Raw genomic sequence first — 15,679 nt, forward strand, 5'->3', positions numbered from 1 at the left:
ACATAAGGGTTGTAAGAGATTGTAGTCATGTAAAAGACTTGGACGCTCCGGGCAAGTCTCACCTCGCAATGGTTTCATACGGAACTTACCCCGTGTGCGGGGTAAGTTCCGTTTAATCAGTAAAGATACTGATGTTTAAGATGTGTCATCTACCTTAAGATAGAAATCATGAAGTTATCCGAGCATCATTAGGGAAGTACCACGGGAGCATCACCGATACCAGGTGTCGCTGATGGACAAGAACGATGAGAATTGCCCCCATCCGCTACAGGTAGTTTCGACCAAAGCACAATTTTCCTACCCATAAGAAAAGATGAATCAATTGAAGCAGTCGGTAAAGCAGTTTTGGTCGATCGCAAACCCCTACTTCTTTTCCAGAGAAAAATGGGGAGCTAGGGGGTTGTTCGCCCTCGTAATGTTATTAATGCTAGGTTTCAATGCTGTCAGCATAGTCCAGAGCTATATTATGCGGGACTTGATGAATGCAGTCACGGGAAAGAATGTTTCAGACTTCTATAAGATGTGGCTGATGCTATTGGGTCTGTTTGCCATATTCACGCCCATTATGGTTTTCTTCTTCTATTCGCAAAATGTACTGCAACTCTACTGGCGAAAGTGGCTAACGAATCACTTACTGAAGAAATATTTTAGCAATCAAGGTTTCTACAAAATTAAGTTCAATGATAAGGTTGATAATCCCGATCAGCGTTTAGCTGAAGACGTTAATTTGTTTGTTAAGCAAAATATTGATATTTGGGGATTATTATTCAGCCAAGTTGTCACAATAATTTCTTTTCTCGGCGTTCTCTTTACAATTGACAAGACACTGACTTTAGTTGTCTTCATACTGGCTGCTTTTAGAACTGTTTTCACTATCTTTATAGGTAAGAGATTAAGTAGATTAAAGTTCAATCAGTTACAACGAGAAGCAAATTTTCGCTATAGTTTAGTTCATCTTCGAGACCATAGTGAATCCATTGCATTTTACCGAGGTGAAGACCGTGAATTTAGTGCTGTATCACAGCGATTTAATGAAGTCTTGAATAATTTTAATAACCTGATTGTATTGCAGCGTAACCTTGGTTTCTTTACCCAAGGAACCGGGATGATATTTACAAATTTACCTATAGTTTTTTTAGCTCCTCGATACTTTGCGGGTCAGATAGATTTTGGGCAGGTAACGCAAGCTTCTGGAGCGTTTGTGTCTATTTTAAGTGCCCTGGGCTTTATTGCCGAGAATTTTGATATGCTAACTAACTTTACCACTCAGATTAATCGTTTAGGAACATTTGATCGGGTTCTGTCCGAGCAAATGGCAGCACCTCAAGCCGGCATGGCAACGATTGATGTTGTGGAACAGGACTATCTAGCCCTCCAACGGGTTACCTTAGAGACGCCTAACTATGAGCGAATCTTAGTTAGAGATTTATCTTTCAAGGTGGGGCAGGGTGAAAGCGTCTTGATTGTTGGACCTTCTGGGGCTGGCAAGAGTTCGTTAATGCGAGCGATCGCAGGATTGTGGAATGGGGGTACGGGTTGCATTGTCCGTCCTAAACCGGAGGAAACGCTGTTTTTGCCCCAACGGCCTTATATGGTGCTAGGGGACTTACGCAGCCAATTGCTATATCCCAACACCAGCGGTCAAGTTACTGATGAACAACTGCACCAAGTACTCGAACAAGTCAATCTTTCCCATTTGCCAGAACGGGTAGGTGGATTTGATGTGGAATTGGAATGGGCTGATGTTTTGTCACTAGGAGAACAACAACGGTTAGCATTTGCACGCCTACTGCTGACTAAACCTCGCTACGCTATTTTGGATGAATCAACGAGTGCATTGGATGTGGCTAACGAGAGACGGCTCTATCAGTTGCTCAAAGAAACAGGAACTGCCTTTATCAGTGTCGGTCACCGTCCGACTTTGGTACAGTATCACGAGCAGGTCTTAAGGCTAGTTGGTAATACCAATTGGCATCTGATATCGGCTAAAGATTACAGCCCCGATCTCGCCGAGTTTGCTTGAAAAATGCAATTGCCGAACTGCAAGTAATGGTCTTTACCGTATCCGCCTCAAAATTCCAGGCGTGCGATCGGGTAGAACAGAGTAACTTTTTACCGTACCCGTCCATCACTTCCCTTTTAGGAGTTTTTCATGCGTTGCTGATTTAGGGTATGAAAGACTAAATATGCAAATCATAGAAACCAGTATCCACAAAGCTTATGAATTTTCAACTTATTTTTTTCATACCCTGATTAAGCAACGCCTTTTTCAATAGCGTGTTGCCATAGCATTGACATCACTTGAAAGCAGTTGATGAAGACTCCAACGCAGTATACTGATAGCGATCGCCATGTTTGAAAAGATGTAGTGGAGAAAGCAGTTATAGTTCTGCTGCCCTAGTCCTACACCAGCAGATGCAACCCGCTACTATCAGCAGGGTTCGCGTGAAGATAGCGACCCGTCGTCTCAATTTAGTTGTGTCCCAATGTTGCTTGCATCAAGTGGATGGGCACGCCCCTATTCAATGCAGGACTGGCGGGAGAATGCCTTAGCCAGTGCGGCGAAACTTTCCCCTCAACCTCGACCCGCTTGTCGGCAGTCGCTACAATTTTGAGAACGTGGGATGGGGTCAATGCACTCCTTTCCTACTCAAGAACACCACGATCAGTTCTAACGTTTTTTGTCCTGGGTTATCTTGAGTAACGACCATGACTTTACTTTACTTTCTAAAGTTTGATGTCTTATTATAGCACAATGCAGGGTGAGTGCGACGCCCCCTAAATATAGATATGCTAGCCTAAATTTTAGCTGTCTAGTATTGTAGAATTAATTTCCTAACTTGCCTAAAAAAGCATGATTTATTTACATTTAACAGTAGCTTTATCTAGTTTACTAATGTCCCCGATATCAGCTCGCCCTTTGATTGCAGACGCTACAAATACAATTGCCCAAAACTCCGAAATTGACGAGCCGTTTTGCTACATGAAAACCCCCGACGGCAAAACAATAGACTTAGGCAAGTTATGCGAGAAACAGCCAGCTTTAGGAACTTCCCAAACTTGCATTCCCGGTTCCAACATTGCTGCGAAGGTGTCAATTGCAGCGACTAATTATGACGGCAACTTTTTTAGCGGTAAAGTCCTTAATCAAGGCTGCAAAATAATCAAGAATGTCAAAGTCAATTATGAAGTTTTGGACGAATCAGGCAATTTAATTGACAACGGATTTATCTACGCTGAACCAGTTACTCTTGCGCCCGGACAGTCAGCCGCCTTTCGGGGCGAAGTTGTCGCGGGGGCTAAAGTACAGGCTACTCATGCCGATGGTCAAGAATGATTTTAGATTTTAGATTTTAGATTTTAGATTGAAGAATTGGACAATGAACCCCCCGGATGAATCCGGGGGCTTTGTATCCCGGATGCTTTCGGTGAAGAATGATTGTTGAGATTTGCCCGATCGCTGTTATCATGTTTTGGCTCAGATATCTCTATGACTTACGCAGAGATCCCCCTAAATCCCCCTTCAAAAGGGGGACTTTGAATAATAATCTTGTCCCCCCCTTACTAAGGGGGGTTAGAGGGGATCGAAATTTGAATATTCTTGCAGAGATTCCCAAAAACAGAATTTGCGAGGGCAAAATATCTTGAAAACTCGATCGACATACTGGCAAATCTTACCCTACCTCCGTCCCCAAAAACAAACCATCGGTAAAGCATTAGCTTGTACCGTAGTATTTACCGTATTTTGGCCGATTATAGCGTGGCTGGTTGGCGAAACAGCCAAATTTATAGGTAAAGGAGATTTACAAGGGTTCGCTCAAATTGCTGCACTCAGCGCCATTATATTTCTACTTCGCGGTACAGCCCAGTACGGTCAAGATACGCTGATGGCAAAAGCAGCTTTGACTATTGCTTTAGAAATCCGCAAAAAAGTCTACTCCCACCTGCAAAAACTCAATTTCGGCTACTTTGAAACTGCCAAAACCGGAGACTTATCCTACCGCCTCACCGAAGATATTGACCGCATTGGCGAAGTCGTAAATAAATTTTTTCATCAGTTTATTCCTTGTATTTTGCAGCTAATTGCCGTCCTGGGATATATGATTTATCTCAACTGGCAATTAACCTTGGGTGCATTAATTATTGCACCGCTGATGGCTATTTTAATTGGCTGGTTTGGCGAGAGACTGCTGAGTTACTCGCGCCAAAGTCAAAATCGCATCTCTGATTTATCCGCTTTGCTGACAGAAGTATTCAGCGGCATTCGTTTAATCAAAGCATTTGTGGCTGAAGACTACGAAATTGCCCGCTTTGCAGAAGAAGCAGAACAAAACCGCCGCGCTAAGTATCTGTCAGAACGAATAAAAGCACTTCAGTTCGTTGTAGTTGGCTTTCTGGAAGCGATGAGCGTGATTTTGCTCTTTTTCCTGGGAGGTTGGCAAATTTCTCAAGGAAATCTCACAGGTACTCAATTTATCAGTTATATCGCAGGGGTGGCACTTTTAATTGACCCGATCGCCATTACTACTGCTAATTACGGGGATTTTAAGCAGGGAGAAGCTTCTAGCGATCGCATTTTTGAATTATTAGCAATTCAACCCGCTGTAGTCGAAAAATCGGGTGCAATTGAACTTCCCCACGTTACCGGAAAAGTCGAATATCGCAACATTAATTTTGCCTATAACTCAGAGACACCGATTCTGCAAAACATGAGTTTGTTGGTGCTTCCCGGAGAAATGATTGCTCTCGTGGGTGCATCCGGTGCGGGTAAAACTACTTTAGTAAACTTGTTACCCAGATTTTACGATCCGCAAGCGGGACAGATTTTAATTGACGGTATTGATATTCAAGATGTCACCTTAAATACTCTGCGGAGGCAAATCGGAATTGTACCGCAAGAAACAATTTTATTTTCGGGTACAATTGCTCAAAATATCGCTTTCGGTCAATCTTATTATGAACTGAAAAATGTGCAAAAAGCTGCGGAGATTGCTAACGCTCATCAATTCATTAGTGAGTTTCCCGACGGCTATCAAACTTGGGTGGGAGAAAGGGGTGTAAACTTATCTGGGGGACAGAAACAAAGAATTGCGATCGCCCGTGCAGTTTTGCTCGATCCCAGAATATTGATTTTGGATGAAGCGACATCGGCCCTGGATTCGGAGTCCGAAAGTTTAGTGCAGGAAGCGCTGGAAAGATTGATGCGCGATCGCACTGTGTTTATTATCGCTCACCGCTTGGCGACTGTGCGAAGAGCCGATCGCATTTTTGTTTTGGAAAAAGGCAGAATTGTGGAATCTGGGACGCACGAGGAGTTGCTGGAAAAGGGCGATCGATATGCTGGCTACTATGCTCAACAGTTTAGTCAGTAGGCTACTTTAGAAACCGGGTTTTTGGCCGTTTCTGCTGGCCTCAACCAAGTATGCTCGTAAAAAACCCGGTTTCTGTTTACCCATGCGTAAGCGATGCTGGGGATAACTATAGTAAAAATCTCATTCTAAAACCTCTCTTGTCTCCACAGAAGGGTGAGCCCTGACTCGCATAAAATCGTCCGAGAACATATTTAAACTATCAAAAAAAGTTTTCCAAGGATTTTCTTTGGATCTCTGGAGCTTTTGGGGTATAATCACAAAAACTTCAACCTCTTCACTAACAGATCCAGGCGGCACTTGAATTTCAAGTTTATTTACTGCCACAACTTTGGTGGTAATCCGTATTGCTGACTGCATACTTCCTCCTTTGCGATGATTAATTTTCCACAGCCCCTAAAGCTTTGAGCGTGGATTTTTCAACTTCCGTTAAACCCGTAACACCCTTGATATTCATGTGTTCATAAGGTCTGTCACTTTTGAGTATTTTGAGGCACTCACCAGTCTCAATATCCCAAATCATAATTGTGCCATCCCGACTGCAACTAGCAATCAGTGTATCATCATAATTGAAGGCAAATGAGTTAATTCTACTGGGGTTATATTGGAAAATTTTGAGACACTCACCTGTACGGATATCCCATAATCTTACCGTGTGATCGACACTTCCACTAGCAACTAATTTACCAGAATAACTAAAGGCAACTGAACGTATCCAATCAGTATGACCGTGAAAAATCTTGAGGCATTCACCGCTGTTGATATCCCATAGTCTTATTGTTTGATCCACACTTCCACTGGCAAGTATTTCACCGTTTTGGCTAAAGGCGATCGCGCGTGCCCAACCCGTATGTCCCTGCAATATTTGGAGGCGTTCACCAGTATGGATATCCCACAGCCTCACCGTTCCGTCATAACCTGTACTGGCAAATATCTCGCCCAAAGGACTGAAGGCAACCGAGTATAATGAACTGTTATGCCCTTGCCAGGTTTTGAGGCATTCACCAGTGTTGACATCCCACAGCCTCACCGTTTGGTCATAACTACCACTGGCCAGTATTTCACCCGAAGGACTAAAGGCGATCGACCGTACTTCTTTTCCACTTTCTAGCAAAATATTGAGGCATTCACCCCTGCGGATATCCCACAGCCTCAGCGTTTGATCGTAACTTCCGCTAGCAAGTATTTCACCGTTTGGATGGAACGCAACTAAATGTACCCGATCGAGATGACCCTGCAAGATTTGGAGGCATTCACCAGTGTTGACATCCCACAGCCTGATTGTTTGTTCGTCATCCCCGCTGGCAAGAATTTCACCGTTTGGACTAAAGGCTACGGACCTTACTTGAGTGCTATGCCCTTGCAACGTATTCAAGCATTCACCGCTGTTAATAGCCCACAGCCTCAGCGTTTGGTCATAACTACCGCTAACAAGTATTTCACCAGCAGGATGGAAATCCACTGACCCTACTTGATTGCCATGCCCTTGCAAAGTATTTAAGCATTCACCAGTGCGGATATCCCACAGTTTCGCTGTTTGATCGTAACTTCCACTTGCGAGTATTTCGCCATTTGGACTGAAGGCTACTGACCGTACTTGATCGAAATGTCCCTCGAAAGTTTTGAGACATTCACCGTTAGCGATATTCCACAGCCTCAATGTTTTGTCACCGCTTCCACTAGCAAGCATTTCACCAGCAGAATGGAAAGCAACTGAAAACACGTTTTTAGTATGACCTTGCAAAGTTTTGACACATTCACCAGTACCGACATTCCACAGCCTCACTGTTTTGTCGCCGCTTCCACTAGCAAGTATTTCACCAGCAGGATGGAAAGCCACTGAAAATACAACTTTAGTATGGTATTGCAAAATTTTGAGGCATTCACCCGTGCGGATATCCCATAACCTTATAGTGCGATCGAAACTCCCACTAGCGAGTATATTTCCCTCATGATTGAAGGTGACAAACATTACTGATTCGGTATGTCCCTGCAACACTTTTAAACATTCACCAGTATTGACATCCCATAACTTGATTGTTTTGTCATAACTCCCGCTAGCAAATATCTCGCCGTCAGGACTGAAAGCCACTGACTCCACCACGTTGGTATGTCCTTTACAGGTCAATATTTCTCTTCCACTACTAGCTTCCCACAAGCGAACTACGCCATCACTATCACCTGTAGCTAACAGTTGACCATCAGAACTAAATATTACTGACCGAACACTGCCAAAGATGTGAGTAAAAGCAGAATTAGCCAAATTCGCTTCAGCAAAATTGACGTGGCGCAGCGTCGCATTTGTAAAATCAGCACCTAAAATAACGGCACTAGAGAGGTCTTTACCTTCTAAAGCAGTTTTGTCCTTTTTTAACAACAGCGTAGCCGCATTCCCTCCCACATAACCTACTTCACTTTCAGTCTGACCCCGCGTTGCTTCCACAATTTCCAGAAGTGGCACAATCCCGGTTTCTGAAACCATCGGCAACAACAAATCCATGACTGCTTTCGTCAGTGGTGCTTGTCCGAAACTCTGACGAAGTTTACTTAAATTTTCAGCAACAAATCCCTGCAAGGGGGCAATAAGTTCGTTGTTATTTCTCTTCTGGGCCTGAAGCTGACAATAATTAGACCAAGTGTATAATTGAGCCTCAGTATTACGATTTACACAAGACTCTTCAGGCGCAACTAATTCTGTAAAATCTGCCGCCAAAACTCCCAATTCCGCTGCAAATTTATAAGCGACAAAAAACTCTAATAACGAACGGTGCGCCGGAGTATAATCGCCATCAGCATTGCGGATCAGCATTGTCTGACCCATCATGTCGTAGTGCCAGTGGTCTAAGTCTTTTTCCTCTTGGACGACGGAACCAAACAGGCTGCGGATGCGATCGGGAAAACCGCGATAATTTAGGCTCATTTGGTTGGTTGACAGCATTTCCCACGATAACTCGCACAAAAAGTAAAGCTTATCTGCCAAAGAAGTAAAAGTCCGTTCTGCTTTGATATCTCTCTCTATCTTCCGCCGCACCGCATACAGATATATCCGCGACATATCCACTGGTTTTCCTGCTTCAATATCGGGCAATGCTTCCAAAATTAACTCGGTCATCACCGGGCGACGCGCTAAATCCAATAGTTGCGGGTTCCCCATCACTTTTTCCACTGTCGCGGCTTCTGTTTGAAATGACAGCGCTTGCCCAATTTGCTCGTCGTTAAATTTTTCTAATTCTAAGACTTCAAATTGGGGAGTTTCGCCTGTTAAAATGGTTGTTGATGCTTGCAGTTCTGCATTGAACAATGCCCGTCCTTCCTTGCCTTCAGGAAAGTGTTCGGTACGGCAAGTGAGGATGACTTTTGCGCCGGGAACGACGGTTTTTGCTAGTTCCCAGAAGTTGTTGATGGTTTCTTGCCGATCGCATTTAGCGGCCATTTCATCAAAACCATCGAAAATCAACAGAAATTTGCCCATGCGATTCAGTTGTTCAAAAGCAGAATAACCCGCCAAAGGTATCTCGTGCTTGCGAAAGAAAAACTCGGAAAATAGCGACTCGACACTAACTGCTTTCGCGTAATCTCGCAAAGGAATTACTAACGGCAAACGCGGACGTTCCAAGCCGCGTTTTTGAGCTTCTTTGTAGCGTTGCAGCGCCATCCAAGCATAGTGCATCGCAAACCAAGTTTTCCCGGTTCCAAATTCTCCTAAAACTGAAATATGTTCTTTTACTGGGTCATTCAACCACAGGTCAATATAACCTTCGATCCAGCCATCTCGCCCGTCATAATGACTCACGCCTATCTTGCGGTGAGTATCGGGGTCAATTTCTTCTTTCGTACAGGCTAGCGGCACATATTTGGTATCAATTTCTCGGCTAGTAATTTCTGTTTCTAGCCAATCCAGATAAGCGGTGAAATCGGCATCTTGGTCGAGTAATTCATCAAAAGTATAGCAAGCTAAATTAAGATTTTCGGCTTTCTCTACCGCATCCCGCGCGGCGCGACTGATGCGGCGGGCTGTGACTAACCACCCTTCATCGGTGCGCTGTCTTTCCACCGACTCGCGCAAAGCTGAGATGTCTCTGAGTCCCGCTTCTCCGGCAATTCCGCGCACTAAAATGCGATCGTACCGATTGCGTCTGACGGGAACATTGATAATCCATTCAAAATAGTTATCTTCCCAAATTTCATATTTCTCAAACCGATAACTTAATGTTTCAAACCAACCTCGAACTTGTTGCGATAAAATAAAAACTTTAGACTTTTGAATATTAGTTGATGCTGCAGCGGGAAGTGCGGGATAATCTTCAGCTTCCAGTCGTGCAAATTCGGTGCGAATTCCTTCGATAGTGGGGAGGCGTTCGATGCGATCCATTACCATAGATAGGCGTTTTTGCAAAGAGGCGAGCGCATTTCCCACCATCACATCTCCCAGCGTCCGCGTCCGCTTTGCTACTTCCATAAACACGGCGGCAAATGCCATAAATTCCCGTCGGGGGTCAATGCCTAAATCTCGAATTTCTTTGCCTAAAGCACTCTCATTCAGATATTCATCGCCTGCTTGAATTAAAATGGCTGGGCTATCGGACTCGAAAGCTTTGCGAAATGCTGATTCAATCTCTTTTTGGCGAAACAGTTCTAAAATCTGCTTCGGTTTACCAGCGCCGTATTCTACTAAAGTATAAACATAAACTCCGCTAAAATCTGCGGGCGGAGCATCCGGATCGAGGTTAAATCTTTTTAATAATTTGATGACAGCTTCGTTGCGCTGAAGCTTGTCTTTGATAGTGCCGAAGGGAATTGCCGTCAGGAGGCTGATAACTAAGTCGAGACTAATTAGCATGATTTAGGCTTTCCTATTTTTCCGTTGAAGTAATGCTCAAATCTAGAATCGGTAGGCTATGTCCCTGAAATGCGCTGCGGGCGATCGCAAACTGCTCTATTTTTATGTTAACCCATCATTTAGACACTCCGACCAAAAAACCGGGTTGTTACCAAAAGACGCACTGTAGCCCGAAGCTCCCGTAAAAACCTGGTTTTTGGGTTCCCATGCCCTCCGACTCCTCGAAACCGGGTTGCTACCAAAAGACGCCTTGCAGCCTGCAGATTCGCTAAAAAACGCGGTTTCTGAGCCATCATGCTATTACCACAGATATTAGCATTTTTTACTAAATATGACCACTATAATACCGAGGGAAAACCGACAAATATTGTAGTAAGGATAGGTCTATTTTAGTTGTCATATGGGATTTTTAAAAGTTAAAATATAGATAACTAACAAATAAAAGTTGCTATCTATGAAAATACAATCGTCCGTCTTAGTCCACCTGGGATTTGGCAAATATGTACGCTCCGATAGAGTAACAGCAGTAATACCAATTGAAGAAGAACGGGGGCCCGGTCGGCGCACTTTCGTGCACGTAGACGGTGAAGCAGACCCGATCGTTGCTTCGCGCGCCGAAGATACCATTGTTCGCGATTTGGTGCAGGAACCGCGCGAAATAACTCAAGCTCGGCAGCAACAAGAAATCCTCCAAGATTTGCTGGCCGATTTGAGCAATGTTAACGTCACCGTGCGCCGCATCAGCCGCGATGAAGGCGGACTCGATCTCGAACGTTTGGAGCGCCGCATTCGCCAAATCTTAGACGCCTAAAAATAAAAGACCGCCCGCGCGGTCTTTCTTATTGTTTGTATCGCTAAAAATTTTCATCTAAGGGTTTCAATGTAATTTCGATGTCCGCTAAACCGGTGAGTTTTTCTACCACAGGCTCTTCTTCAATTCGCGGTACAAAAATAGTTAAACCTCCCGGAACGCACTCAATAGAAACCGGAGTCATGCCGATGATTTCGCCGTCTACAACCACTTTTTGAGGCGGATCGGCACTAATTGTTACTTTTTTTGCCCGCAAATAACCGATGTCGTCGCGATCCGTAGCATTGCCGCTCAAAGCTGTTTGCAATAGGTGATAAGAAGCTGCGATCGCCCCAGCTTTATTCTGAGGCGCCACCAGCGTCACGTCCAGCAAGCCGTCATCAAAAATAATTCCTGCCGGGCCTTGAGCTAAAATGGAAGTAGGTGGCGCTGCATTCGCCACAGTGACGGCCACAGCAGTAAGGCTGATAATTCTATCGTCGGTTTCGATTTCCGCTTCAAATCTTTCTAAATTGTTTAACTGTTTAATTCCTGAAAGAATGTAAGCGAGCATTCCCCAGCGATTCTTCATTTCGCGATCTGCAAGTTCGACGGTTTCCGCCTCAAAACCCACTCCAGCTAACAAAACCATCGGCATTTCACCGTTGCAAATCGCCGCATCCACCACCCGCGTCAACCCTCCCAAAATATTTTCGCAGGCGGTTTCAATTGTATTCGGAATCTCTAAAGCATTAGCAAAAGCATTAGCGGTTCCCCGCGAAATAATTCCTAAAGGAATATTTGTGCCCACAATCGCCCCAGCAACTGCGGATAATGTGCCGTCGCCCCCGCAAGCAATAATTGCCTCAACACCTCTATCAACTGCTTCGCGAGCGATTTGATCTGCGTCTAATTCGGGGGTTGTCAGCCGAATGTCTAAGTCAATAAGAGGCTCTAAAAGTTCCTGAATTCTAGCTAAGTCTTGGTCAGGGTCGCTGTTACCGGCGACAGGATTGAAAATTAGGCAAGCTGAACGTTTCATCTTTGGTAATTGGTAAGGGGTAATTGATAATTGGTAATTGCTCATTGATAATATTATGTCCGGTCAATTGGCAACAATCAAATTGGTTTGTAGTGAGAGCTCCAGTCCTCATCAAACTCGCTGGGACTTAAGTTCTCGCTACAAACCTAGAACGGTACAGTATTTGTGCTAGAGGTTTAATTAAGACTTGACAAAAGTCCACTCTAAGACTTCGCGGGGAGCTTTGTGCAACGCTTCCTTGATTTCCTGGTTGCTGTCGAACTTGACTTTATCCAAAACGCACGCTTCGACGTTCACCGTAAACTTATCTTCTTCAAAAGGCCAAGGAGTTACAGTCACGAGTTCGTTGCTGTGCTGTACAATATCGTAGCGCTTTCCGTCCGGGCCGACACTAATTTCTAAAGCTCGTTCTCCGGCGGGTAACTCGCGGCTGCAAAGAATTAATGATAGCCGATCGCACCACTGGAAAAAAGCATAAGCTGCCTTAGCATCTTCCTCGGAAATATTCAACTCTTTTTGCCATTTTTTTTGATTTTCCAGTTGTTCGTCCAAAAACTCGTCGAGTTCCTTCGACTCTCCCCGCTTTCCTTCATTGAGATAGCTCATGTGCATAGAAATCAGCATGGCTACCCACCTACCGCGATAGAGGGAATTCTCCGTCATGGCTTTAATTTTAGGCAGAGAAGTTTCCGTCTGCAAGGTAAAATCAAAGGGCGCGCCCGCTTCAGTCAAAATATTTTCTTCCCATTCTTTCTCCAAATCGTCGTGATGCGAAATCGCCGCTATGGTTTCATAGAGGCGAAGCGGAGATTTCGAGCGCTTCCACTGTCCGCCAAGTTGCGCGGCGAGCAAAGCGTGGGCGCGGTGGTAAATAATTTCCCAGCCGGTGGCGGTTAAATTAGCAATCATTGAATTTTTCTCCTCAATTAAGTTAATACGAGTATTTTGTGACAGCATTCGGATCTCGATCGCCCGTAGCCTTAAAAAAGCGGGAACCGGAATCGGTCAAAGCCCAGGTTTTTAAAGGGGATGGAGATTTACAGAAAAACGAAAGTTAAATCACAAAAGGTTCGATCGAGATATCCTGCCATTTCCCCTCAAATCGTTCGACAACCAAAGGTCGGATGCGGAACTTCGGAGGACACCCATCGAGAACATCAATCCGCAAACACGAATAAGGACGGCGTTTGTAGGAACCTTGACCGCTGCGGCCGACAAATAGCAAAGATTCCGCTACCCGCCGGCTGGCTGTTTCGGAACCAGACTGCCGCGCCAACCGATAAGCTTCAGGACTCAATGCTTCCTGCAACATCGGCCCTTCCGGGCGCTGGCGGCGGAGACTGTGGCCGCTTCCCCCGCAGACAATCCAATTAATCCCAGAGTCGCCGTGTCCGGTATTCCCAGTCCGCAGGTATTCCAAACAGTGAGCGTGGCCCGTCAGCACCAAATCTACTAGCGGACGCCCCCGCGCCACTTCCCCAACTGCATCGGCCACCCCGTCGAGCACCTCGCGCAATCGCAACCGAACCGCCAAAGTTTGAGCTTGATTCCACTTTGTCGCCTCTGTCACGTAGGGGGGGTGGTGCAGGTAAATTACCCGCCCCCGCACCTCGGAATCGTGCCAAGATTCAATCAGCCTTTTTTTCAGCCATTCGAGCTGTTCAACGTCGGTGGCGGCTGTTCTGTCGGGCGACAGTTGTTTGTCAATATCCATGAGCATTTCGTCAACTTGCTCTAATTTGGCGGTCAAGTCGTCTAGCTGTTCGTCTTCCTCGGGAATTTCGGGCTTGAGCCGATCGCACATTTCGAGCATTGCCAATTTTTCTTGTTCCAATTTCTGGCGATCGAGTTCCAAATTCTGGCGACGAATGTCGCCCTGTTTGGTTTTCGGGATTGGTAAGGGCTCGTTGAAGGTGTTGGAGTCGAGGGCGAAGAAGTCAATGCCGCCGCTGCGGAAGGTGTAGTAGCGGTTGGGTAAGCGGGTAAAGCGTCCGGGTTGGTAGCGGAGGCAGCGGCCTGTGCTGGTGCTGGCGGTGTAGTGGGCGTCTAGGTGGCGATCGAGCTCTCCCGGCATTTTATGAGCTTGCAGGTAGTCGAGAAAGGCTTTGGCGTAGGTATTTCCGCGATCGGAACCGTGCCAGCCGACATCGAGATCCAACTTGGAACCCAACAGCCGGCGCAGCGGCAAAGCTGTCGCCGAGAGAATGCCGTAGACTATCGGCAAGTCGTAATAGTCGTGGTTTCCCGGTACGGGCAAAAACGGAAAATTAAACACCATGCGATCGTAGGCAATCCGAGAGGGATGCTCGCCGCCGACTATAAATTCTCGGTAGGGGCGAATAAAGTTTTGCAAGTAATATTCGCTGGAACCTACGAGATAAACGACATCGCCCGTGTGGAGGACGAAACGGCAAGTTTCGCGTTCCGAGAGCATCTGTTCGGCAATCTGCCGCTGGGGATTGTAGCCGCGGTGATTGCCCGTGCCGCTGTCGCCTACGACTAAAAACGAAAACTCTGGAGAGTCGGTGGTTGGAGATTCCAAAACCATCCGAGTTTGGTCGATTCCCCGATCGACGATCGATTTTTCTTGCCACCGCACCCGCTCTTTCATTTTGCGGATTTTAACTTTTATTTGCGGGTCGGAAACGAATTTCAATTCACCTCTTCTCCAAAATTGCTGAGTTCCTAGTTAATCATAGTGTAGCGATCGGGGGAGTTTTTACCTCTCTCTAAAAGCTGAAAATCGAGGGGCGGGTGGTCAGAAACCGGGTTTTTTAGGAGAATACAGCGTTACAAATGACATCTTGTCGCATTCTCTTTAACCCGCCGGGGGTTTCAACCCCCGTCTGACAGCGAAAGTCGGTTTTAACCGACTCAAAAGCTGATAGGAAAAGGCTTTTAGTCCTATGCAAGAGGACTTTCGCTATGAGACAGGGGTTTCAACCCCTGGCGGTTATTGGAAGTGGTGCAAGATGTGAGTTACCACCGATAGCAACGGCAAAAAACCCGGTTTCTTTGGTTTTGATGCGATCGCCCCGTATCTAAACTCAAATAACGGTTTGTACGAGGCGGTGCTGTTTGTTGTTGCCCAAGACGAGGGAATCTATCAACGACGTGGGAAGATAACACTAACAATGCCAGCCAACTACACCGAACTCGAAATTATTTGATCGATCGCCCGGAAGCTGAGGATATTGGCGGGGCGATTAATGCGGCCATGAAGGCGATCGCCGATGAAAATGAGGAACTCGGCGACGCTTTGCCTAGAAATTATAACAGCTTGGAAAAACCGATTTTGCGAGACTTGTTGAAAATCTTAAATCGGATTCGCCGAAAGAATATTACTGAGTATGGCTTTGGGGAAATTTATCAGTATTTCCTAGGGAATTTTGCTCAGAAAGAAGGGCACAAAGGCGGAGAGTTTTTTACTCCAATTTCACTGGTAAAGCTGGTTATCGATGTAATAGAGCCGAACTATGGGCGAATTTTAGACCCGGCTTGTGGTGGGGGAATGCTGGTTTCGAGTGGCTCAATAAAAATTTTGGTTAACAAAAAGGCATTACGAGAGAGTAATTCTCGCAGTTTGCGGCTTAATTAAATTGAGAGTATGAGCTTTAGTTTTACCTAGTTAATAGCTG

The 15,679-nt window shown here is 45.5% G+C and carries 11 protein-coding genes; 5 read left to right on the top strand and 6 right to left on the bottom strand.

Annotated elements, in window-relative coordinates; translation table 11 throughout:
* The first annotated feature begins 313 nt into the window (after nucleotides 1-313).
* Entirely contained in the window at nucleotides 314-2,023 is a 1,710-nt protein-coding gene (locus tag QUA23_RS24405; protein WP_333077747.1) for an ABC transporter ATP-binding protein/permease, read from the top strand.
* Nucleotides 2,024-2,472: 449 nt separating this feature from the next.
* Here QUA23_RS24405 and QUA23_RS24410 read toward each other — a convergent pair whose 3' ends face one another.
* Nucleotides 2,473-2,634 carry a tyrosine-type recombinase/integrase gene (locus QUA23_RS24410; protein ID WP_333077748.1) on the bottom strand — a complete coding sequence of 54 codons (162 nt, stop codon included), beginning with the start codon at nucleotides 2,632-2,634 and terminating at the stop codon, nucleotides 2,473-2,475.
* 262 nt (nucleotides 2,635-2,896) lie between these two features.
* Here QUA23_RS24410 and QUA23_RS24415 point away from each other — a divergent pair, with 262 nt between their 5' ends.
* Both QUA23_RS24415 and QUA23_RS24420 read left to right on the top strand, forming a co-directional pair.
* Nucleotides 2,897-3,337 carry an FxLYD domain-containing protein gene (locus tag QUA23_RS24415; protein WP_333077749.1) on the top strand — a complete coding sequence of 147 codons (441 nt, stop codon included), beginning with the start codon at nucleotides 2,897-2,899 and terminating at the stop codon, nucleotides 3,335-3,337.
* Between the two features lie 307 nt (nucleotides 3,338-3,644).
* Nucleotides 3,645-5,372, top strand: coding sequence for an ABC transporter ATP-binding protein (locus QUA23_RS24420; RefSeq protein ID WP_333077750.1), 1,728 nt, complete (start codon nucleotides 3,645-3,647; stop codon nucleotides 5,370-5,372).
* A 120-nt stretch (nucleotides 5,373-5,492) separates the two neighbouring features.
* On the opposite strand, the gene QUA23_RS24425 is transcribed toward QUA23_RS24420, so the two are convergent.
* Nucleotides 5,493-5,729, bottom strand: coding sequence for a hypothetical protein (locus QUA23_RS24425; RefSeq protein WP_333077751.1), 237 nt, complete (start codon nucleotides 5,727-5,729; stop codon nucleotides 5,493-5,495).
* A 19-nt stretch (nucleotides 5,730-5,748) separates the two neighbouring features.
* Nucleotides 5,749-10,209, bottom strand: coding sequence for a WD40 domain-containing protein (locus tag QUA23_RS24430; RefSeq protein WP_333077753.1), 4,461 nt, complete (start codon nucleotides 10,207-10,209; stop codon nucleotides 5,749-5,751).
* A 454-nt stretch (nucleotides 10,210-10,663) separates the two neighbouring features.
* Between QUA23_RS24430 and QUA23_RS24435 the strand changes: the two genes are divergently transcribed.
* The gene (locus QUA23_RS24435) at nucleotides 10,664-11,020 is read left to right on the top strand and encodes a hypothetical protein (RefSeq protein ID WP_006631047.1); all 357 of its coding nucleotides are present in this window, start codon (nucleotides 10,664-10,666) and stop codon (nucleotides 11,018-11,020) included.
* Nucleotides 11,021-11,063: 43 nt separating this feature from the next.
* On the opposite strand, the gene QUA23_RS24440 is transcribed toward QUA23_RS24435, so the two are convergent.
* The 3 genes from QUA23_RS24440 to QUA23_RS24450 form a co-directional block, all read right to left on the bottom strand.
* Nucleotides 11,064-12,041 carry a YegS/Rv2252/BmrU family lipid kinase gene (locus tag QUA23_RS24440; protein ID WP_333077754.1) on the bottom strand — a complete coding sequence of 326 codons (978 nt, stop codon included), beginning with the start codon at nucleotides 12,039-12,041 and terminating at the stop codon, nucleotides 11,064-11,066.
* Between the two features lie 180 nt (nucleotides 12,042-12,221).
* Complete coding sequence (locus tag QUA23_RS24445) at nucleotides 12,222-12,950, bottom strand: DUF3891 family protein (RefSeq protein ID WP_333093915.1); 729 nt, start codon at nucleotides 12,948-12,950, stop codon at nucleotides 12,222-12,224.
* Nucleotides 12,951-13,095: 145 nt separating this feature from the next.
* A complete protein-coding gene (locus QUA23_RS24450) occupies nucleotides 13,096-14,697 on the bottom strand; it encodes a metallophosphoesterase (RefSeq protein ID WP_333077756.1) in 1,602 nt (533 codons plus the stop codon).
* 510 nt (nucleotides 14,698-15,207) lie between these two features.
* On the opposite strand from QUA23_RS24450, the gene QUA23_RS24455 reads away from it, so the two are divergent.
* Entirely contained in the window at nucleotides 15,208-15,639 is a 432-nt protein-coding gene (locus QUA23_RS24455; protein WP_333077757.1) for an N-6 DNA methylase, read from the top strand.
* Nucleotides 15,640-15,679: the final 40 nt, after the last annotated feature.

Source organism: Microcoleus sp. Pol1C5 (assembly GCF_036701115.1).
Classification (GTDB): domain Bacteria; phylum Cyanobacteriota; class Cyanobacteriia; order Cyanobacteriales; family Microcoleaceae; genus Microcoleus.

Bases quoted from the DNA above. Each gene is read 5' to 3' on its own strand.
- QUA23_RS24405 (WP_333077747.1), top strand. From the start codon at position 314: ATGAATCAATTGAAGCAGTCGGTAAAGCAGTTTTGGTCGATCGCAAAC.
- QUA23_RS24415 (WP_333077749.1), top strand. From the start codon at position 2,897: ATGTCCCCGATATCAGCTCGCCCTTTGATTGCAGACGCTACAAATACA.
- QUA23_RS24425 (WP_333077751.1), bottom strand. From the start codon at position 5,729: ATGCAGTCAGCAATACGGATTACCACCAAAGTTGTGGCAGTAAATAAA.
- QUA23_RS24430 (WP_333077753.1), bottom strand. From the start codon at position 10,209: ATGCTAATTAGTCTCGACTTAGTTATCAGCCTCCTGACGGCAATTCCC.
- QUA23_RS24435 (WP_006631047.1), top strand. From the start codon at position 10,664: ATGAAAATACAATCGTCCGTCTTAGTCCACCTGGGATTTGGCAAATAT.
- QUA23_RS24440 (WP_333077754.1), bottom strand. From the start codon at position 12,041: ATGAAACGTTCAGCTTGCCTAATTTTCAATCCTGTCGCCGGTAACAGC.
- QUA23_RS24445 (WP_333093915.1), bottom strand. From the start codon at position 12,950: ATGATTGCTAATTTAACCGCCACCGGCTGGGAAATTATTTACCACCGC.